The sequence below is a fragment of the Candidatus Thiodiazotropha sp. AKIB8 genome (assembly GCF_058244675.1).
In genome coordinates, this window is sequence record NZ_JBSYOO010000026.1 from 32954 (window position 1) to 52697 (window position 19744).

The 19744-nt window shown below is 47.3% G+C and carries 20 protein-coding genes; 5 read left to right on the forward strand and 15 right to left on the reverse strand.

What is annotated here, in order from left to right:
* Positions 1-71 precede the first annotated feature (71 nt).
* The 9 genes from AC4IFB_RS04830 to mnmG all read right to left on the reverse strand — a co-directional run bounded on the left by AC4IFB_RS04830 (position 72) and on the right by mnmG (position 8502).
* Positions 72-512, reverse strand: a complete 441-nt coding sequence (locus AC4IFB_RS04830) for a DoxX family protein (RefSeq protein WP_490779532.1) — start codon at positions 510-512, stop codon at positions 72-74.
* Positions 513-547: 35 nt separating this feature from the next.
* Positions 548-1312, reverse strand: coding sequence for an HvfC/BufC family peptide modification chaperone (locus AC4IFB_RS04835; protein WP_490779533.1), 765 nt, complete (start codon positions 1310-1312; stop codon positions 548-550).
* Complete coding sequence (gene bufB, locus AC4IFB_RS04840; RefSeq protein WP_490779534.1) at positions 1296-2186, reverse strand: MNIO family bufferin maturase; 891 nt, start codon at positions 2184-2186, stop codon at positions 1296-1298. The genes AC4IFB_RS04835 and bufB overlap by 17 nt, the downstream gene beginning before the upstream one ends.
* A 20-nt stretch (positions 2187-2206) precedes the next feature.
* Positions 2207-2464 carry a BufA1 family periplasmic bufferin-type metallophore gene (locus AC4IFB_RS04845; RefSeq protein WP_490777657.1) on the reverse strand — a complete coding sequence of 86 codons (258 nt, stop codon included), beginning with the start codon at positions 2462-2464 and terminating at the stop codon, positions 2207-2209.
* Positions 2465-3203: 739 nt separating this feature from the next.
* The gene (locus AC4IFB_RS04850; RefSeq protein WP_490779535.1) at positions 3204-3707 is read right to left on the reverse strand and encodes a GlcG/HbpS family heme-binding protein; all 504 of its coding nucleotides are present in this window, start codon (positions 3705-3707) and stop codon (positions 3204-3206) included.
* Between the two features lie 431 nt (positions 3708-4138).
* Positions 4139-5032 carry a ParB/RepB/Spo0J family partition protein gene (locus AC4IFB_RS04855; protein ID WP_490777658.1) on the reverse strand — a complete coding sequence of 298 codons (894 nt, stop codon included), beginning with the start codon at positions 5030-5032 and terminating at the stop codon, positions 4139-4141.
* Positions 5033-5044: 12 nt separating this feature from the next.
* Positions 5045-5836: a ParA family protein gene (locus tag AC4IFB_RS04860; RefSeq protein WP_490777659.1), complete on the reverse strand. Its 792-nt coding sequence runs from the start codon at positions 5834-5836 to the stop codon at positions 5045-5047.
* 129 nt (positions 5837-5965) lie between these two features.
* Positions 5966-6628, reverse strand: coding sequence for a 16S rRNA (guanine(527)-N(7))-methyltransferase RsmG (gene rsmG / locus AC4IFB_RS04865; RefSeq protein WP_490779536.1), 663 nt, complete (start codon positions 6626-6628; stop codon positions 5966-5968).
* On the reverse strand, positions 6628-8502 hold the full coding sequence (mnmG, locus tag AC4IFB_RS04870; RefSeq protein ID WP_490777759.1) for a tRNA uridine-5-carboxymethylaminomethyl(34) synthesis enzyme MnmG: 1875 nt from the start codon (positions 8500-8502) through the stop codon (positions 6628-6630). The genes rsmG and mnmG overlap by 1 nt, the downstream gene beginning before the upstream one ends.
* 403 nt (positions 8503-8905) lie before the next feature.
* Between mnmG and AC4IFB_RS04875 the strand changes: the two genes are divergently transcribed.
* From AC4IFB_RS04875 to AC4IFB_RS04885, 3 genes are read left to right on the forward strand one after another with little or no spacing between them, the layout of a single operon-like run.
* Positions 8906-9823: an AAA family ATPase gene (locus tag AC4IFB_RS04875; protein ID WP_490777661.1), complete on the forward strand. Its 918-nt coding sequence runs from the start codon at positions 8906-8908 to the stop codon at positions 9821-9823.
* Positions 9824-10792, forward strand: a complete 969-nt coding sequence (locus AC4IFB_RS04880; protein WP_490777662.1) for a DUF58 domain-containing protein — start codon at positions 9824-9826, stop codon at positions 10790-10792.
* Positions 10779-12755, forward strand: a complete 1977-nt coding sequence (locus AC4IFB_RS04885) for a transglutaminase TgpA family protein (protein ID WP_490777663.1) — start codon at positions 10779-10781, stop codon at positions 12753-12755. The genes AC4IFB_RS04880 and AC4IFB_RS04885 overlap by 14 nt, the downstream gene beginning before the upstream one ends.
* A 42-nt stretch (positions 12756-12797) precedes the next feature.
* Here AC4IFB_RS04885 and AC4IFB_RS04890 read toward each other — a convergent pair whose 3' ends face one another.
* The gene (locus AC4IFB_RS04890) at positions 12798-13034 is read right to left on the reverse strand and encodes an HP1242/YdcH family protein (protein ID WP_490777664.1); all 237 of its coding nucleotides are present in this window, start codon (positions 13032-13034) and stop codon (positions 12798-12800) included.
* Between the two features lie 264 nt (positions 13035-13298).
* On the opposite strand from AC4IFB_RS04890, the gene AC4IFB_RS04895 reads away from it, so the two are divergent.
* Positions 13299-14042 (forward strand): PEP-CTERM sorting domain-containing protein, encoded by a 744-nt coding sequence (locus AC4IFB_RS04895; RefSeq protein ID WP_490777665.1) that lies wholly within the window; start codon positions 13299-13301, stop codon positions 14040-14042.
* Positions 14043-14169: 127 nt separating this feature from the next.
* On the opposite strand, the gene mnmE is transcribed toward AC4IFB_RS04895, so the two are convergent.
* From mnmE to rpmH, 5 genes are read right to left on the reverse strand one after another with little or no spacing between them, the layout of a single operon-like run.
* The gene (gene mnmE / locus AC4IFB_RS04900; protein WP_490777666.1) at positions 14170-15516 is read right to left on the reverse strand and encodes a tRNA uridine-5-carboxymethylaminomethyl(34) synthesis GTPase MnmE; all 1347 of its coding nucleotides are present in this window, start codon (positions 15514-15516) and stop codon (positions 14170-14172) included.
* Between the two features lie 13 nt (positions 15517-15529).
* Positions 15530-17203: a membrane protein insertase YidC gene (gene yidC / locus AC4IFB_RS04905; protein WP_490779537.1), complete on the reverse strand. Its 1674-nt coding sequence runs from the start codon at positions 17201-17203 to the stop codon at positions 15530-15532.
* Complete coding sequence (gene yidD / locus AC4IFB_RS04910) at positions 17196-17432, reverse strand: membrane protein insertion efficiency factor YidD (protein ID WP_490777668.1); 237 nt, start codon at positions 17430-17432, stop codon at positions 17196-17198. The genes yidC and yidD overlap by 8 nt, the downstream gene beginning before the upstream one ends.
* A complete protein-coding gene (gene rnpA / locus AC4IFB_RS04915; protein WP_490777669.1) occupies positions 17420-17782 on the reverse strand; it encodes a ribonuclease P protein component in 363 nt (120 codons plus the stop codon). The genes yidD and rnpA overlap by 13 nt, the downstream gene beginning before the upstream one ends.
* Before the next feature lie 11 nt (positions 17783-17793).
* Positions 17794-17928 carry a 50S ribosomal protein L34 gene (gene rpmH, locus AC4IFB_RS04920; RefSeq protein ID WP_071892818.1) on the reverse strand — a complete coding sequence of 45 codons (135 nt, stop codon included), beginning with the start codon at positions 17926-17928 and terminating at the stop codon, positions 17794-17796.
* 264 nt (positions 17929-18192) lie between these two features.
* Here rpmH and dnaA point away from each other — a divergent pair, with 264 nt between their 5' ends.
* Positions 18193-19530 carry a chromosomal replication initiator protein DnaA gene (gene dnaA / locus AC4IFB_RS04925; protein ID WP_490777670.1) on the forward strand — a complete coding sequence of 446 codons (1338 nt, stop codon included), beginning with the start codon at positions 18193-18195 and terminating at the stop codon, positions 19528-19530.
* The last annotated feature ends 214 nt before the right edge of the window (positions 19531-19744 follow it).

Genomic DNA, 19744 nt, shown 5'->3' on the forward strand with positions numbered 1-19744 from the left:
TTTATTAGGGTTAAATAGTGCCGACCAGTAGCTGACTTCTGCCTAAAGGCCAGGCTAACAGAACCCCACAATCATCTCTTCCACAACAATTGGTCGAGGGAAACCTTACCGCCACCATGCCGAAGCAGGAACAGCAAAGCAACAGCCCACCACATATGGACATTCCAAGCCTCCGGGTAGACAAAGATTTGGATTACCGCGGTCATCATTAATAAGGATAGCGCAGCAAATCGGGTAAATAGACCGAACACCAACAGGATAGGAAACAGGTGTTCCGCATAGGTCGCCATATGTGCCGCAATCTGGAAGGGGATCAGGGGAACATCATATTCATGTTCAAATAACAGATAGGTCGACTCGGAGATGTCGAGTATCCCAGATACCTTCGACCTGCCAGATGACCAAAATGTGTAGGCGACCGCGCCTCTCGCCATAATTGAAATCAACCAGTCAGGTATAAACTTGGCGATAAAGTCAAAAAGGGATATCAGGCCGTTGATTATTGTATTCATATTTAAAATCTATGGTTTGAATGTTCGAAAAAACTCTAAAGACTGCAGAACGTCCCATCTAATAAATGGCGTTGAAAAAAGGCCTGCAAATCAAATTCAGGTTCAACCTGAACGGTGTGTTCGTAAGCTTCACCCACTGTTGTTGAGGCGTGGAGGTGTTTCAGGAATAAAAATTCTCCAGTACTAACTTCGCGTACCTCAACTTCCATTTCGGGACGAATCACGACCAACCGAGAAGGCCCTTCGTCCAGAGAGACCTGTTCATCATGATCTTCGGATTGATTGGTCTCCCAGATACGATAAACGGGGTATTCGGATTCAAGAAACTGAATAGAAGGATGGGGTCTGAGCCTAAGGGACGAAAAGTCACTATCATCCAAACCAGAAATCTGCTGCACTTGAAGTGCTTCAGCATCAGCTGCGTGGTAAGCCGCTGTCCATGCAAACTCCAATCGAGCAACATCAGCCAGGTAAGAGAGGCCTGATAATTCTGGAATCGATTGCAGAAAGTCAGGAAAGGCTTCCCCATACAAAAGCAGTATACGTTCCATTGGTGGATGTTTACGTACATAGGCTGTTGCTAACATACGAAATGCTTCATCTCCCACCAATCGTTTAATGACCGGGAACATATCAGCAACGGCGTCACCATTTAAAACAATAAAATTGTTTCGATAGACCTGAAATCTTTGCAGTGCTAAGCCATCGTTGGGTAGTCTATCCAACAAGGCTGGATCTGGTGGCTCCGATGTGCGCAGCGCGTCACAGAAGCTTCTCTGCAACTCAGCCAACAACGACATCTTTAACCTCCTTGTTGACGACAGCATCCATTAAACTCTGTGCTGCTGTCACTTCCTGAAGCAAGCCGGGAAACTCAGGGATGTTATTGTCCCATTCGATTAAAGTGGGCGCCAAGCCATGACGTGCTATGAATTGTTGGTAGAGCGTCCACACCTCTGAACAAACCGGCGAACCATGGTCATCTATTCTTAAGGACTCCCCCTCAAGTTGCTGAAGAGAATGACCTGAAAGATGAATCTCCCCAACCAACTCCATCGGTACATCTGCCAGATAGGCCTCACTACTCCAACCATGATTCTCACAGGAAACAAACACATTATTGATATCCAATAACAGTCCTGCGCCACTGCGTTTTGCCGCTTCTACGTAAAACACCTGTTCTGGTATAACACTCTCTTTAAACTGCAGATAGGAGGATGGGTTTTCTATCAGGATTTGTCTTTGTAGAAAATCCTGTACCTGCTCAATATGATCAACCATCAGCTGTAAGCTTTCCGGTGTATAGACCAGAGGTATCAGGTCATGGGTAAACCACTCGTATCCATGACTCCAAGACAGATGCTCTGAAACCAGTCCCGGTTCGAATCGATCAACCAGAATCTTTAGCTGTTTCAGATGCGACATATCCAGAGGCATGTGGCTTCCAAGTGAGGTGCCAACACTGTGAAGTGAGAGAGGGTAATCCTGGCGTATCCGTTCGAGATAGCGCAACGGCGGTCCACCTCTACCCATGTAGTTTTCTGGATGTATCTCAAACCAGCCAACATCAGGCTGGTTTTCGATCACGGATTGATAATGTTGAGGCTTTAAACCTGCCCCGGCACGTATTGGTACCGGAGCAGGCTTTCTGCCAGACAAGTTAATGGTATCCATATCAGGTCCAGCAGGTCAGACTATTTTTCAGTCAGACTGCCGCCAACAATCTTTCCGCAACTGCCCTTGAGCACCAGCATCCAGGCATTACCTTGAGCATCTACGGTGGATGTGCCTGCACAGCTGGTGCCAGGGCCGGCAGCACAGTCATTTTTACCTGCCTTTGCTACACCAAAACATTTTTCGGTGTCAGCTGCATTTGCAACCCCGACTGGGGAGAATGCTAAAGCTGTGGTAATTGCGCCTGCAACGATGGCTGAAGTATTGGTCTTTTTCATGATTTACTCCTCCGAGAGTATGTATGAATTTAATAATGCAATTATTTGCGGTTTATAATGAGAAAACCACATAGTGTTTTTTCATTTCTTAGTGAATCTGAACCCTTTGTTCAAGATTAGTTACGCTTCAGTCACCCAGTTGGATTCAATTTTTTTCACTATTTTTTTGGGTCTTTGATAAACCCTTATCTCCAAGCTATGGATCAACTGGCTGCTGTTGTTAAAAAATCTAACTTCAGCTTTCTGCTTCATACAAGTTTTTAAAACTTGCTCTCCATAACACAAATCAAGAATTCATCACTGTTACACAAAAGGCGTCTTGGCGTGATGGATAAGACTTTAGCAGTTCTTGTAACGACTAGTATTAACAAAAGTATCACAATGCACTGTGATACCTATTAGGTGAGTATAGAGAGTTCGCAACCATTAATACGACACAATAGCTGGGGATTAGAGATAGCTATTCAAAGCAAAAATTAGAACTGTTTGGTGGGGCATGGCCCCACCCTACGCACTACTGCTCATGATATCTGTTATATAACCACTCAAATCAATTTTAACAGTAGGGTGGGGCCATGCCCCACCAAAAAACGATTATATGGAATTATCCACTCCATACAGCTGATGTAACTCCAAACAACTTACTAAACGATATTGATAACTACGGCACTACAAAATAAAAAAGCCACCTGTATAAAGATGGCTTTTTAAAATCCATAAATGTATCAATTAATGAAAATCATTCATCTGCAAATTCCAATCGTTCGGAGATTTTCTCTAAAGCTACAGCAGCGCAGACTTCATCTTTCTCGCCACCAGGCGCTCCACTTACACCAACTGCACCAATCAGAGTACCGGCAGACCTTATTGGCAACCCACCCTGCATTACAATCAAACCATCGATATGGTTCAACTCTTGTTGAATATCTCTTCTAGCCTCACGAAAAGAACCGGTAGCTATCCCCGACATGATTACCATATTTGCTTTTCTCTCTGCGATCTCCAGAGTTGGGTTTGCTGCCAGATCATCGCGCATGGCACTGCGTAAATTTCCATGTTTATCCACCACTACAGCGGAGACGTGATATCCCTTATCCCGACAGGCATCGATACTCATTTTTGCAATGTCATTCGCTGCTTGCAGGCCTATATTTTTTTGGGTGATTATATCTGCTGCCAATGAACTTGTACTTAATGTTCCAGCAAATACAGAGTACATTAGAGTTTGAATTATTTTTTTCACTTTAGTACCTCAATAGATAATCTGGCTTGTTAGAATAAAAAGTAGGTGATCTTATTTATCTAATACCATTGGATAAGTGAATGACTACACAATAATAGTTTCAATATTAATCTTTTTTTTGTGGTGTAATCTCAACGCCAGACTATATTTAACCTCTTACATACAATTTGTATTTTGAGCATAGTAAATAATAACTCTAAGCGTTGATCTGGTATTGTTGGGGTGTTGCTGGTTGCTATTCAATAAATAAGACGCATCGCTTAATAAGCACGTCTGGTGCGGCAGGGCCGCACCCTACACTACTGGAATTTATCCTAAGGGATCGGAGTCGGACTGACAACGGAGTGGCTTGTTAGAGCATACGCTTATGTTATTTCGAAGTGATTCCCAACATGACAACTCTCGACTCCGACCCCTTTACATACCTAACTTTACTTGATGTGATCAAGAATCCCTTCCAACTCATCCAGGCTGTTATAGCCGATGATCAGCTTTCCTTTACCCTTGCCACCTTGTTGCAGATCCACTTTGGCACCAAGCTTTTCCGATAGATCTGTCACCAGGCGTCGTATATCCGGGTCTACTGCTGACGCTGCAGCTTTGGGCTTCGGGTTTTCCGATTCATTCTGCAGTTTGCGCACAAGCCGTTCTGTCTCGCGTACTGAGAGTCCCTGACTGACCACTAGATTGGCCGCTTTGGTCTGATCCTCTCCTTTCAGGCCGAGTAGAGAGCGGGCATGACCCATCTCAATACGACCGGACTCAACGAGAGATTTAACCTCTTCGTTGAGATCGAGCAGGCGCAGCAGGTTGGTTACTGTGGTGCGGGATTTACCAACAGCTTTTGCCACCTCCTGGTGGGTCAAGCCAAACTCATGCAGTAGTCGACTGAGGGCGTTCGCCTCTTCCAGAGGGTTTAGATCTTCACGCTGGATGTTTTCAATCAGCCCCATCGCCATGGCGGCCTCTTCAGTGACCTCCTTGATCACCACAGGAATCTCATCCAAGCCTGCCTGCTGGGCTGCCCGCCAGCGTCTTTCCCCTGCGATCAACTCGTAGCGCTCATTCTCAACCGCTCGCACGATGATCGGTTGTATTACACCCTGGGCAGCAATAGAGTCGGCCAGCTCTCTTAAACTGTCTGGATCAAACTCACGGCGCGGTTGATAACGCCCCCGCTGAATCAGATCGACGGGCAGCCGACTCAGATTGTCACGTTTACTCTCATTGGTAGCCGCTTCACTACCACTCTGCTCGCCCTCAGACTGCATTCCCCCCAACAGGGCATCCAGTCCACGACCTAAACCTCTTTTCTTTGCTGCCATTTATTTTTTCCGTTAAACCGTTTTAGCTTCGCTCTCACGCAGGCGATGCCGTCGCAATAGCTCACTGGCCAGTGCCAGATAGGAGGTTGCGCCTCGGGATAGTTTATCGTAAAGCAATACCGGCAATCCGTGACTTGGTGCCTCGGCTACCCGGACGTTGCGGGGGATGATGGTGTTGAATACTGCATCCTTGAAGTGAGCAAGCAGCTGTCCTGAGACATCTATGGCCAGATTGTTACGGGGATCGTGCATGGTGCGCAGGAATCCCTCGATCCTTAGGTCTTGATTGAGATGGGATCGAATCTGCTCGACGGTATTCATCAGTGCCGACAGTCCCTCCAGGGCGTAGTACTCTGTCTGTATCGGGATCAGCACGCCATTTGCCGCCACCAGGGCATTCAGGGTGAGCATGTTCAGGGATGGGGGGCAATCGATGAGGATATATTCGTAATCCTCTTTAGCCGGGGCCAGTGCCAGATCGAGACGTTTTTCGCGCATTGAGCTGTTCATCAGGCCCACCTCTGCTGCGGTCAGATCCGCGTTCGAGGGGATGACATCGAAGCCACCTTCAGGTGAGGTCTGCAGGGTCTCGCGCAAGGTGGCATCACCCAGCAACAGCTCACAACTGGTGTTTTCCAGATTGTGCTTATCGATACCGCTACCCATACTGGCGTTTCCCTGGGGATCCAGGTCCACCAACAGCACACGTTTTTTCATGGCGGCCAGGGATGCCGCCAGGTTAACGGTGGTGGTTGTCTTGCCGACACCGCCTTTCTGGTTAGCGATGGAGATGATGTAACCCATGTTGGTCTACTTAATTCCACAGTGACAGGAAGAGCCTATCATAACGGCACAGCCGCTCAAGGTGGTAACCTTTCTCTCATGTTGAGTGGAGAGGGGGGTAGAATCCTGCGTCTACAGCGCGTTATCGGATCAGAGCGATTCCTCTGAAACTGCTCTTTTTATCCTGAGTAGACAGCGTTCTCCCTCTGTGAAAGCCACCTGCAGCGGAATCACCGTACAATCATAGTTTGGCTTTATCTCTTCAATCTCCAGATCCGGTACTCGGCCCTTCATAGCCAATAATTCGCTCTCACCACTACGCAGTGCCTGACTCAAGTCCAGAAGCTTAGGCAGAGAGGTCAGTGCCCGGGCGGTTAGAACCTTAAATGGATAGTGCGGTTGGTACGCCTCTATTCTGCTGTGTACCGGTTGGCAGTGATTCATCCCCAGTTCCAGTACGACCTGACGTAGAAAACGAACCTTCTTGCTGTTGCTGTCGAGCAGTGTAAAGCTGATATCTGGGCGCATTATCGCCAGGGGAATTCCGGGTAAGCCTGGGCCCGTTCCCATATCGAGGCAGTTGTTTCCTTTCAGATAGGGCAGAAGCACCAGGCTATCCAGTATATGTCGGCCCACCATCTCCATCGGATCGCGAACTGCAGTGAGGTTATAGGCCTTATTCCACTTCGTCATCAGCGCGAGATAATCCAAAAGCTGATGCTGTTGCAATTCACTCAGTGCAATACCCATACGAGCCGCCCCATCCGAGAGCCGCTGCTGACATGCGGATCTATCAAATTCCAGCTTCGCCATCAGGCTGAACGCTTCTTCAGATGGATCAGTAGTAAGGAGATCGCTGCAGGGGTGACCCCGGGGATACGTCCTGCCTGCCCCAAGGTTTCCGGCCTGTGCCGCTGGAATTTTTCCCGCACCTCCGAGGAGAGGCCGCGAACGTTTTCATAGTCCAGGTCTTGCGGTAGCGCCACTGCTTCATTGGCCCGTTGTTTATCTATTTCATCTTTCTGACGAACGATGTAGCCGGCATATTTTGCCTGTACCTCCAACTGCTCGATCTCTTGGGCATTCTCCAGACCGGAACCCAACTTGGGGATGGTCAGCAGATCCCGATAGCTAACATTGGGCCTTGCCAACAAATTGAGTGCAGAGGCATCTTTCGACAGATTAGCGCCAAATATGGCCTCCGCCCGATCTGGCTCTACATCGGATGGTCGCAGCCAGATATCTTTCAAACGCTGTTGCTCCCGCTCGATATTTTCCCGCTTTTGGCAAAATGCCTGCCAACGATGATCATCCACGACGCCAAGCTCCCGGCCTCTCTCAGTGAGTCGTAGATCAGCATTATCCTCTCGCAGTAGCAAGCGATACTCAGCCCTGCTGGTGAACATCCGATAGGGTTCCTGGGTCCCCTGGGTTATCAGGTCATCCACCATTACCCCTATATAGGCCTCATCCCTTCGCGGTGACCAGGACTCCTGGTCGTTGGCGAAACGCACAGCATTGATTCCTGCCAATAGCCCCTGGGCAGCCGCCTCTTCATAGCCGGTGGTGCCATTGATCTGGCCGGCAAAAAACAGGCCTTCAACATGTTTGGTTTCGAGTGAGGCTTTCAGCTCTCTGGGATCAAAAAAGTCATATTCGATGGCATAACCAGGGCGGGTAATCTGGGCCTGCTCAAAGCCTTTCATTGAGCGCACCAGTTGAAACTGTATATCGAAGGGCAGACTGGTGGATATTCCATTGGGGTAGATTTCGTTGGTATCCAACCCTTCCGGCTCAATAAAGATCTGATGGGAGTCCTTATCGGCAAAGCGCACGATTTTGTCTTCAATGGAGGGGCAGTACCGAGGGCCAACGCCCTCAATGACACCGGCATACATTGGTGATCGGGAGAGTCCGCCACGGATGATCTCATGGGTCTGCTGATTGGTATGGGTAATGTGACAGCTCACCTGTTGGGGGTGCTGATCCCTCGATCCCAGAAATGAAAAGACCGGCGTCGGCGTATCCCCAGGCTGCGCCTGAAGTTGAGAATAATCGATAGAACGGCCATCGATGCGGGGCGGGGTGCCTGTCTTCAGGCGCTCGACGGTGAATGGCAGATCTCTAAGTCGCTTGGAGAGGGCGTTGGATGGGGGATCACCTGCCCGTCCACCTTCATAGTTTGAGAGACCGATGTGTATCCGGCCACCAAGAAAAGTACCCACCGTAAGCACCACAGCTTCGGCGCGAAATTTCAGGCCCATCTGGGTGACAACACCGGTGACCCTATCCTGCTCAACCAGCAGATCATCCACCGCTTGTTGGAACAACTGTAGATTGGGTTGGTTTTCCAGCAGATGCCGAATCGCTGCTTTGTAGCGTACCCGGTCAGCCTGAGCTCTGGTTGCCCTCACCGCCGCACCTTTGCGAGAGTTGAGAATGCGGAACTGTATGCCGCCCAAATCTGCAGCTTGAGCCATAGCCCCACCCAGGGCATCCACCTCTTTGACCAGATGCCCTTTGCCGATACCACCAATCGCAGGATTGCAGCTCATCTGGCCAAGGGTCTCTATATTATGGGTCAATAGCAGGGTTCGGGAGCCCATGCGGGCCGCTGCCAACGCCGCTTCTGTACCGGCATGGCCGCCTCCCACCACAATCACATCAAACTTATCTGTAAATAACATTGTCATATTTAAGCGTTAAATGGCCGCTAACCGTACCATCAGAAATCGCCATATCCGGTTTAGTAACACCGATTTCTGATAAAAAACCAACGAACCCACTATTTTAACTGATTAACAGGAGGAATGAGATATTTCAAAGGAACCTTCTGAGTCACTATAGCTATTTATCCGCTCTTGCGATCGGTTTTTAGGACAAGTCTCGAATCTGGCCTGTTTGCTAGGGACTGTTAACACTAAAGTAATGTTCAGCGAATGGAACCTTTGGCCGATTAAGAAGCAGTAGATCCCCGAGAATACGGTGAGTGTAGAAATAAGTTATCTTTCATATTCGGCAGGATGACAATAACCACAAAGGGAACCTGACAACGTCCGGTTGTACCTTAATTGATAGAAGAGGCAAGTAATGGGTTCTGAATTAGGTGGGGTAATCAAAGCAGCAGGCAACATCCTGCTGGGAAAACAGGATGTGGTCAAACTCTCTTTGACTTGTCTCTTAGCCAGAGGACATTTGTTGATAGAGGATGTGCCTGGTGTCGGCAAAACCACTCTGGCCCATACCCTGGCCCATCTGCTGGGCCTGCACTATCAGCGTATTCAGTTCACCAGCGATCTACTGCCATCGGACATTATTGGTGTCTCTATCTATGAAGCCAAGCAGCAGAGCTTCCAATTCCATCGTGGGCCAATTTTCTCCCAACTGGTACTTGCCGATGAAATAAACCGCGCCACCCCAAAGGCCCAGAGCGCACTGCTCGAAGCCATGGAGGAGCGACAGGTAACCACAGATGGAGAGACCTATTCACTACCGGAACCCTTTTTTGTTATTGCCACACAGAACCCAAGTCATCAGGTAGGCACATTTCCTCTACCGGAATCCCAACTCGATCGATTCCTGATGCGTATCAATATCGGATATCCGGGACGCTCTGCGGAACGGGATCTACTGGCAGGGGGAGACCGTCGGGCTCAGCTCGAAGACCATCCTGTTGTACTCGACACTCAAAGTCTCTCCGAATATCAAAAAAAGGTAGCGAAAGTGCATGTTGCTGATGCCTTGATTGAGTATTGTCAGGACATCCTCGCCCATACCAGAAATATGCCGGATTATCGGCTTGGCTTATCACCCAGGGCCGGTCTGGCCATACTTCAGGCGGCCCGGGCATGGGCCTTTCTAGAAGACCGTGATCTGGTTTTGCCAGAAGACCTGCAGGCCATACTACCGACAACCATCGGCCATCGATTGCAGACCTCCGGAGAGAAGACAGGCATTAGCGGTGATGGTCTGGTGAAGGACCTTCTGAATAGAGTACCTTTACCCTAGATGAGTAAACGCTCCCTATATTCCTGGCTTAAACAGTTTCGCCGTCAGGCGAAAGCTGATCAGCAGGGTGGCGTAACCATTCAGGCACGTAGCATCTACATTCTACCAACCAAACAGGGAATACTGCTCGCCACTGTGTTGTTGGCGATGTTGGCTGGCTCCATCAATTACGGCAGTAATCTGGGTCATCTGGCAACCTTTCTTCTGGGGGGCATATGGATCACCAGCATACTCCACACCTGGCGTAATCTACTGGGTCTGAAACTTCAGCCACACCATGTCGATTCAGTGTTTGCAGGTGAAACTGCTGATTTTTGCCTATCCCTTGTCAACCCTTCGAATCTCGATAGATTCGGAATCAGCCTAAAGCATCGCAAGATCAATGGCGACAGCATCGATATACCGAATAGTGAACGCTTAACCATTCATCTGCCTCTTGTCAGCCGTAAACGCGGTAGTTTCCCTCTACCTCAGATCTCACTTCACACCACCTATCCACTAGGGCTTTTTCACGCCTGGACCTATGCCCAACTCGATCTGAGTTGTCTGGTCTATCCGAAACCTGCCGAACGTGGTGAGCCACCGGTAACAACCAGCTATACACGCAGTAACAGTGGCGACCGCGGGGTCGGTGCAGATGACTTTGTTGGTTTACGAAATTTTCGCTCCGGTGACTCCCCCAAACATATTGACTGGAAGGCCTATGCCAAACAACAGGGGTTGTTGAGCAAACAGTTCGGTGGTGATCGTCATATCGAGATACGACTCGATTGGGATCTTATACCTGAGCAGGAACCGGAAAGACGCCTCAGCCTGCTATGCCGATTTATTATTCAACAAGAGGAGCAGGGGCACGCCTACTCTCTACATATACCCGGTCTATCCATTCCCTCTGATCTTGGCACCACTCATATGCAGAAATGCCTCTCTGCTCTAGCCAAATTCGGTACTCAAAATGCTGACCACTGAGCACAGTCTGACCCCTCGACAACACCTAATGGCCACTCTATTTATTGCGCTGGCCATTGTTCCTCATGTGATACATCTCCCCACGCCGATTTCACTGTTACTGCTATTTCTGTTGTTTTGGCGATTTATGACACTTCACTATACCCGACTACAGCCAGGCCGTTGGATACTGGTAGTTGTAACCATGGGTGGAATCTTTCTGGTCTTCAACCAATTCCATACCTTGATTGGTCGGGATGCAGGGGTTGCTCTGCTTACTGTGATGATGATGCTGAAAATTTTAGAGACCAGAAAAAGACAGGATATATACAATGCGGTTTTTATCTCTTACTTCGTAATCATTACCCACTTTCTATTTAATCAGTCGATGGCTATGGCGCTCTATCTGAGTATCATCATGATCTGTTTGACTGCTCTGTTGATTGAGATAAATCGTATCAGGCCTTCGCAGCAGAGCTATAAATCTTTTCTGAGAACAGCGGTCATTACACTTCAGGCTTTGCCTATTGCCATCGTATTGTTCATCATTTTTCCTCGCATTTCACATCCACTCTGGAGTCTTGGCATTGGCGCCAGTGGAACAACAGGCCTCAGTGATCGTGTATCTCCGGGTCAATTTGCAGAGTTGGTTGAATCTCCAGAAGTTGCCTTCCGGGTAAGTTTCGACAAGCAACCACCAGAACCTGAACTTCGTTACTGGCGGGGCCTGGTGATCTGGGATACAGATGGCGAAAGTTGGTTCAACGCAGAAAAACAACAATCTCAACAACCGATAGCAATCAGTGACACAGGAGAAGTGAGCTACGAAGTGTTTCTCGAAGCTCACCAGAAAAATTGGCTCTATGCGCTTGATCTGCCCATCAAATCAAGCATAACTTCAACCATAACATCTGACTTTTTATTGCGCAGTAGTCGCCCTGTTACCCAATCACTGCAATACCGGGTCTGGTCCACAATTGAGAAGCAGAACAGATTACTATTACCGGGTATGAGTGATCGGGCACTGGAACTGCCAGACAATGTCACCCAACGCCAATTCGATCTGGTCGCTAAATGGCAGGCAGAGTCAACTACTTCTCGGCAAATCGTCGATCTGGCACTCTCCCATTTCAACAGCCAACCCTATGTCTACACCCTCTCACCACCACGTTATATCAACAATCCTATAGACGAATTTCTGTTTGAAGGTCGTGAAGGTTTTTGCGAGCACTACGCTACAAGCTTTGCACAGCTGATGCGAATCGCCGGGGTTCCGAGTCGTCTGGTGTTGGGTTATCAGGGGGGCGAGTACAACGAGATGGGTGACTATTTCATCATACGACAATACGATGCCCATGCCTGGACTGAAGTCTGGCTCGATGATACCGGTTGGCAGAGAGTCGATCCCACAGCGGCAGTTGCACCGGAACGGATACGTTTTCGGATCAGAGCAGATTTTGGTGAGCAAGGCTCACCCGTAATGTTTCAACTGGATGATTCAGGCCTGGTTGGATCAACTCTGCGACGATTTACTCATTTGCTGGATAGCGCCAACATAGAGTGGCGACGCTGGGTAATTGGATATAGTCGAGAACATCAATTCTCACTGATGCGCAATTTCGGCTTCGATAATCTAACCCCACTTCAATGGAGTCTTATAACCATATCGCTGATAGCAATCCCACTGATTCTGGTGGCACTGAGGCTGGTGCTTTCAGGCCGAAAAGCACCCTCACCTGTCACACACGCTTATAATCTTTTTTGTAAACGTCTTGCCCGGTTGGGTATCAAACGTGAAGTTCATGAAGGACCGATGGATTATGCAAAAAAAGCAATCAGGATAAGACCCGACCTGACTGCATCCATCAGCAGAATTACTGCGCTCTATATCAAAGTGCGCTATGGCCCGAACCCAGAGAAAAACCAGGCGCAGGCCTTAATTCGACAGGTCAGACAGTTTCATCCAAGCCGTCACAAAGCCTAGTGTACCTCGTCATTCAAGGGTCTGTTTAACCCAAGTGGGTTATCAGTCATGCAAGATTGTATAGAGTCTGTCTTTTAATAGAAGACGACGTTTTTTCATCTCTTCTATATGGAAATCAGAGACTGGAGTACTCAACTCTTCCAGATTACGAATATGGGCATCCAGCCAATCGTATTCATCCATCAGATTGTGAAAAACCTCGTTGCTCTTACGCATGTCTACAATCTTGTCGGCATACTCAGGAAACTCATGCAAAAGATCGTGTGATTCACCCAGCATCTCTCTCTCCTCTTCTTATGAACCCTTATTTCAACACCTTATCTGTTACAAGGCTATGACAACAATGTACAGAATCAAGAAAACAGTAATTCCTCTTATTCAACAGGAATTTTTGGTGTCCTGAATTCTTGTCGAATAATTTAACACATAAAACATGTTGGTTATCTTTAACATTCTGATATTACTAAAATTCCTATTTGTGGCTCAATATTTGCCTTCTATAGGTGGCGTTATTAATGGAATGTACAACAAGGAGCTGTAGTTATGAAAACTTTCAAATTGATCACACTGTTTGTTTGGGGGGGATTGTCATTTTATATGCAGAACACTCTCGCTCTGCCGGTCTTATATACTTTTACAGGGAATGTTACAGCTCAATATGAAATGGATGATACCGTGAATGTGTCGGTAGGTGATCCGATCTCGTATAGCTTTGTCGTCGATGACGAGGTTAGCAGTTGGGTAAATCCTGAGGGAAGAACTGTGGAATACGGCCATACAAGTAGTTCGGGTGAAGGGTGGGTGTATCACAGTTACAATTACTACGCTGAATTTGTCGGTGGAAGTGAGATCCTCGTTGATGAAAACGCAACGGGTTACAATCCTCTGACTGGTAATTCCTATGGCCAGTTTTATGCTCGTGAGGGCATAACACCGCAAGGGAATATTGGTGATATGGAAGTGATCTTTAGAGGTTATGGATCAAATGGGTTTATCCAACTCAATATTATGTCCAGTTATTCAGAGTGGCAGGTAGATTCGCAAATAATGACTGACGCTGACTGGAATATAATGGAAAGTCCACAAGGCTTCATGGCTTTCGATGCAGATTTAGCTTTAAATATCGTGTCCCAAGATCATACTGGCGGTGAACCCCAGTATCCCACTCAACCAGATCCTGTGACACCCATAGAGGATTCGCCCGCAAACGTTCCTGAACCTACCACCTATTTTTTGGTGCTCAGCGGACTTTTAGGGATAGGATTGTTGCGAAAAAAAGCAGCCTAACGGCATCTTTTTGTGAAGGGTAGGTTCATACCCCACCACAAATCCTTCAGTCAACGTGATTCGGTGGGGCATTGCCCCACCTTATTACCCCGGCGACTAAGTATGTCGTCTTCAGGTTTAATAGAAGCTATTTTCCAATACAAAAATTGGAAAAAATCCGCCCCAGCAAGTCGTCTGCAGTAAATTCACCAGTGATTTCAGATAGTGCTTGTTGTGCATATCTCAGATCTTCCGCAAGCAGTTCTCCAGCCTTATCCCGCTGCAAGCTCAACTTTCCGTGATCAAGATACTGCAGAGCTCGCTGCAGGGCGTCAAGATGTCTGCGGCGGGCAATAAATTCACCTTCATTCTGATCCATATAGCCAGCACAATGTTTGAGATGATCATTGAGAAGATCTATACCTATTCCCTGTTTCGCAGATAACGAAATCTCAACAGCTGAACCTGACTCCCGAATCTGTGGTTGTTTGTTGGTGATATCAATTTTATTTCGAATCAGTGTCAGAGGCACACCTTGTGGCAGTACAGCATCATCCTGCAGCTGATGATCCGGATCAGATTGATCATCAAAAACCCAAAGCACCCTGTCGGCATCGGCCATTTGCTGCTTTGCTCGACGAATACCCTCTTCTTCAATCGGATCTGCACTCTCACGCAGTCCAGCCGTATCGATTATATGCAGCGGAATACCATCAATACTGATGCGTTCCTTCAGAATATCCCTGGTCGTTCCTGGAATCTCTGTAACAATTGCTGAATCTGTCCCTGCCAGGGCATTCAGCAAACTCGATTTACCGGCATTCGGCCGTCCAGCTATAACAAGTGTTAAACCATCCCGTAGAACTTTACCACTTTGTGCAGAATTGAAAGTCTTTGTAACAGCATCAATAACCGTAAGTAATTGCTTACTAACATGGCCATCACTCAAAAAATCTATCTCTTCTTCAGGGAAGTCAATTGCTGCTTCCACATAGAGTCGCAACTCAATCAGTTGCTCTACTAGATCTGTAATACGTTGAGAAAAAGTACCCTGCAGGGTACGACTGGCCAGACGGGCCGCAGCTTGACTCTGTGCATCGATGAGATCAGCAATGGCCTCAGCCTGAACTAAATCCAATTTATCATTCAGAAATGCACGTTCACTAAACTCTCCCGCATGGGCAACTCGTGCTCCTGCATTGAGAACAGCTTGAAGCAGTAGATCCATGACCACTGGACCACCATGCCCCTGGAGTTCCAATACATCCTCCCCGGTAAAGGAGTGTGGACCAGGAAAGAAAAGGGCAATCCCCTTATCGATGATCTGTTGATCCCGATCGCGAAAATCGACCAGTTTGGCCTGCCTGGGAGGGGGGAGTGTACCGATCAGAGAATCTGCAATCTTTTGACAGCCAGCTCCACTGATCCGAACTATACCCACCCCACCTCGACCGGGTGGGGTGGCAACTGCAGCGATCGTCTCACGCAGCGTCATTAATCTATCTCAATCAGGTGGCGGCTTTCTCAATCTGGCGAGTGATATACCACTGCTGAGCAATTGAGATCAGATTGTTAACCACCCAGTAGAGTACCAATCCCGCCGGGAAGAAGGCGAAAAAGATGGTAAAGACAAACGGCAGACTCATCATAATTTTTGCCTGCATTGGATCTGGTGGCGCCGGATTGAGCTTCTGCTGAACAAACATGGAAACACCCATGATCAAGGGCAGAATAAAGTAGGGGTCTTTCTCAGAGAGACTCTCTATCCAAAGAATCCAAGGTGCATGGCGCAATTCCACACTCTCCAGCAGCACCCAGTAGAGTGCGATAAAAACCGGAATCTGCACCAGAATCGGCAGACAGCCTCCTAATGGATTTATCTTCTCTTTTTTATAGAGCTCCATCATCGCCTGCTGAAAGCGCTGCTTATCATCCCCGTAACGATCTTTAAGCGCTTGAACTCTGGGAGTAAACTTGCGCATATTCGCCATCGACTTATAACTGGTCTCCGAGAGCTTAAAGAAAACGGCTTTAATCAATATCGTCAGCAGGATGATTGACCAGCCCCAATTCCCAACCAGGTTATGGATTGTCTTCAGCAGCCAAAAAATCGGCTTGGCAATTACTGTGAGCCATCCATAGTCGACTGTCAGTTCCAAACCTTCAGCTATAGCTTCCAACTGATCCTGCAGTTTTGGGCCTATATAGAGCTGTCTACTGATCTCCTTGGACTGACCAGGCTCTACAGTGATCGAGGGGGAATAGCTGCCGATCAGGTACTTTCCACCACTCAGTGCATTGGTGTAGTAGTGCTCTACCTGATCCTTAGGCGGAATCCAGGCAGAGAGAAAGTAGTGTTCAATCATCGCCAACCAACCGCGATCCGATTCGACATCAAGCTTTTTCTTAGCCATATCATCGAAATCAACTTTCTCGTACTTATCCTTGGGGTTGTAAAAAACGCCACCTGTATAGGTATAGGTAGTAAAGCCACTACTGTCGCTTTCAGGCTCAGAGCGCTGAATCTGGCCATAATCCCTGGCCGCCCAACTCTCACCAGACTGATTGTCAATCAAATACCTGACTTCTGTGAGATAACTGCCTCTTTTCAGTTTGAACTGTTTAGTAACAGTCACGCCTTCACTGCTTTTCCATACCAGTGGAATGATCAGCTCATCCTCACCTTCAGCCATCTCATAGAGAGACTGATCGCTCTGAAAAATCGCATCATGGTTTGGCGCAGCATCATTTTCAGCACCAATTAATCCGGATTGAGCGATATAGAGATTCGGACCTGAAGGGGTTAACAGCTCAACCTTTATATCTGGCGTCTCAAACGTGTCTCTGTAATTAAGAAGATCAGCTCTCTGAACAGTTCCACCCAAAGTGGAAATTTCAAGGCTCAAGAGATCACTTACTACTTTGATTACTTTTATATTTTGAGTCGAAACAGTGCCATCCTGATGTGGCATGTTTGATGCGGCCTGGGGAAGATCTGCCTTCACATCAGCCGTCGGAACACCTGTGTCCACCTCACCAGGTACGCTGGGTGAATCGGTGCCACCATTGGTCTGCTCGGCTTGCCTCTGCGCAGGGACACCATAGTCCTCCTGCCAGGCTTGATAAATCAGAAGGCCCAGAAAGGCCAGGGTAAAAAAGAGAATCAGTCGTAGATTATCCATTTAACTGCTTTTTTTGAGGTTCAGGTACCGGGTCAACCCCGCCTTCATGCCAGGGGTGACAACGTGATATTCGTTTCAGAGAGAGCCAGAAACCGTATAAAGCCCCATGCTTCTCAATAGCCTCCAGTGAGTAGGCAGAGCAAGTGGGGTAGAAACGGCAGTGCTGGCCGACAAAGGGGCTTAGTATAGTTTGATAGAGCCTGATCACAAAGATCATTATTTGGCGCATAGCTCTGCAATCCTAAACCAATGCTGCTGTAGTGAATCCAGACAACGCTTGTTATCCGCGACTGCTGCACCATGTCTGGCGACAACAACCAAGTCCAATCCAGCCACAACATTCTGGTTATGTCTGAAGCTTTCGCGAATCATACGCTTGATACGGTTCCTGTCCACTGCTTTTCGACAATGCTTCTTTGCGACAGCAAGACCCAAGCGAGCATGGAGGTCTCTGTTAGGATATGCCAATACCAGAAAGTGACGATCACTGGATCGCCGACCTTCACTAAAAACCCGACGATATTCGTCGGGTTTTAACAATCTACGACTGCGAGGGAAGGCCCCTTCAGATCTTGGCAATGAACCTTTGCTCAGAGAGCGATGCGAGCACGACCTTTAGCACGTCTTGCTTTAAGCACTTTACGGCCATTACGTGTAGCCATGCGCGCACGAAAACCGTGCGTACGGGCTCTTTTTAGATTGCTGGGTTGAAATGTTCTTTTCATAGCTGCTTACCGGTAAATCCGCCAATGAATTATGGACGAAAAAAAGACGCGTAGACTAGTCCGAAAAGAGATGGTTTGTCAATAGATAATAGAACAAATTACATAAGATAAAATTAATTATAACTGTGGATAACTCTGGCGACCAAGAGTAGACTTGCATACTTTGAACCGAACCATGCTGTATTACAGATCAATGTATGGGCTCTCGGGATAACCTTCGAACTAAACACCAAGTAGATTCAAGACCATCGCTGGAGAGTGAAATTGGACCTTTGGCACCGCTGCACTGAGCACCTGGAGCAAGTACTCTCACCACAGCAATACAACACTTGGATTCGGCCACTGCAAATCATCGAAGAGCCTCAGCTTCTTAGACTCCTCGCACCAAACAGATTTGTTCTTGACTGGGTACGTAACCACTACCTGGATGTCATACAGAATCATCTCAATATCGTCTGTAATGGAGAAGCGCCCAAGATCCTAGTAGAAATCGGTTCTAAGTCCCGCCCTCAGAAAAAGCAACCTATTCCACCACCCCAACCTATTACAGTAACCTCCAGGCGTGACAATACCTCACCCATTCAAAGCAATCTCAATCAAAGTTTTATTTTTGATACTTTTGTCGAAGGTAAGTCCAATCAGATTGCCAGGGCCGCCTCCATGCAGATTGGTGAAAATCCTGGCAAGGCTTACAACCCGCTCTTTATATATGGTGGGGTAGGATTGGGTAAAACCCATTTGATGCATGCAGTGGGCAACATGATGCTGAAGAGGGACCCTCAGGCCAGGGTCATCTATCTCCACTCAGAACGATTTGTCGCTGAAATGGTAAAAGCACTACAACACAACACCATTGATCAATTCAAAAAGAAATACCGTTCTGTAAATGCGCTGCTTATCGATGATATTCAGTTTTTTGCTGGCAAAGAGCGCTCACAGGAGGAGTTTTTTCACACCTTCAATGCGCTTTTTGAGTCACAGCAGCAGATTATCCTTTCCAGTGATCGATTTCCAAAAGAGGTTACCGGACTGGAAGAGCGCCTGAAATCAAGATTTGGATGGGGTCTCACCGTGGCAATAGAACCCCCTGATCTGGAAACAAGAGTTGCAATACTGCAAAGCAAGGCACTACAGCTGAATGCTGAATTACCCACCGAAGTTGCTTTCTTTATGGGCAAGCGCATCAGATCAAACATTAGAGAACTCGAAGGTGCATTGAGACGCGTCATCGCAAACTCCACCTTCACCGGTCGAGACATCAATCTCGATTTTGCAAAAAATGCACTTCGCGATATGTTAGCTGCTCATGACAAGCAGGTAACTATTGAGAATATTCAAAAGACTGTTGCAGAGTATTTTCAGATCAGAACATCAGACTTAGTCTCTTCCAAGCGAAGCCGTTCTATCGCACGACCACGACAAATAGCGATGACCCTGGCAAAAGAGTTGACCAATCACAGTCTCCCTGAAATAGGCACTGCATTTGGTGGCAGAGATCACACCACAGTCATACATGCAAATCGCAAGGTTAAAGAGTTAAGAGAGAGTGATCCGAGAATATCAGAAGACTATTCCAATCTGTTAAGAACCCTAAGTAGTTAATGTGGATAAAATGTTAAGAAAATCAGCTAATATAAAAATCCAAACTTATCCACAAACCATCAACACTTATTCAGCAGGATTAGAGTAGGCTGATACATATGAAAATACATGAAAATATTCATATAAATCAATATGATAGAAACAATCAATCAAGATATCAACAGGCCTAATAATAATAACAGGTCTATATATCTTAAAAGATAATTAATAAGAT

Excerpts from the sequence above, each read along its gene's own strand:
- AC4IFB_RS04830 (WP_490779532.1), bottom strand. The coding sequence starts at position 512 with ATGAATACAATAATCAACGGCCTGATATCCCTTTTTGACTTTATCGCC.
- AC4IFB_RS04835 (WP_490779533.1), bottom strand. The coding sequence starts at position 1,312 with ATGTCGTTGTTGGCTGAGTTGCAGAGAAGCTTCTGTGACGCGCTGCGC.
- bufB (WP_490779534.1), bottom strand. The coding sequence starts at position 2,186 with ATGGATACCATTAACTTGTCTGGCAGAAAGCCTGCTCCGGTACCAATA.
- AC4IFB_RS04845 (WP_490777657.1), bottom strand. The coding sequence starts at position 2,464 with ATGAAAAAGACCAATACTTCAGCCATCGTTGCAGGCGCAATTACCACA.
- AC4IFB_RS04855 (WP_490777658.1), bottom strand. The coding sequence starts at position 5,032 with ATGGCAGCAAAGAAAAGAGGTTTAGGTCGTGGACTGGATGCCCTGTTG.
- AC4IFB_RS04860 (WP_490777659.1), bottom strand. The coding sequence starts at position 5,836 with ATGGGTTACATCATCTCCATCGCTAACCAGAAAGGCGGTGTCGGCAAG.
- rsmG (WP_490779536.1), bottom strand. The coding sequence starts at position 6,628 with ATGGCGAAGCTGGAATTTGATAGATCCGCATGTCAGCAGCGGCTCTCG.
- mnmG (WP_490777759.1), bottom strand. The coding sequence starts at position 8,502 with ATGTTATTTACAGATAAGTTTGATGTGATTGTGGTGGGAGGCGGCCAT.
- AC4IFB_RS04875 (WP_490777661.1), top strand. The coding sequence starts at position 8,906 with ATGGGTTCTGAATTAGGTGGGGTAATCAAAGCAGCAGGCAACATCCTG.
- AC4IFB_RS04880 (WP_490777662.1), top strand. The coding sequence starts at position 9,824 with ATGAGTAAACGCTCCCTATATTCCTGGCTTAAACAGTTTCGCCGTCAG.
- AC4IFB_RS04885 (WP_490777663.1), top strand. The coding sequence starts at position 10,779 with ATGCTGACCACTGAGCACAGTCTGACCCCTCGACAACACCTAATGGCC.
- AC4IFB_RS04890 (WP_490777664.1), bottom strand. The coding sequence starts at position 13,034 with ATGCTGGGTGAATCACACGATCTTTTGCATGAGTTTCCTGAGTATGCC.
- AC4IFB_RS04895 (WP_490777665.1), top strand. The coding sequence starts at position 13,299 with ATGAAAACTTTCAAATTGATCACACTGTTTGTTTGGGGGGGATTGTCA.
- mnmE (WP_490777666.1), bottom strand. The coding sequence starts at position 15,516 with ATGACGCTGCGTGAGACGATCGCTGCAGTTGCCACCCCACCCGGTCGA.
- yidC (WP_490779537.1), bottom strand. The coding sequence starts at position 17,203 with ATGGATAATCTACGACTGATTCTCTTTTTTACCCTGGCCTTTCTGGGC.
- yidD (WP_490777668.1), bottom strand. The coding sequence starts at position 17,432 with ATGCGCCAAATAATGATCTTTGTGATCAGGCTCTATCAAACTATACTA.
- rpmH (WP_071892818.1), bottom strand. The coding sequence starts at position 17,928 with ATGAAAAGAACATTTCAACCCAGCAATCTAAAAAGAGCCCGTACGCAC.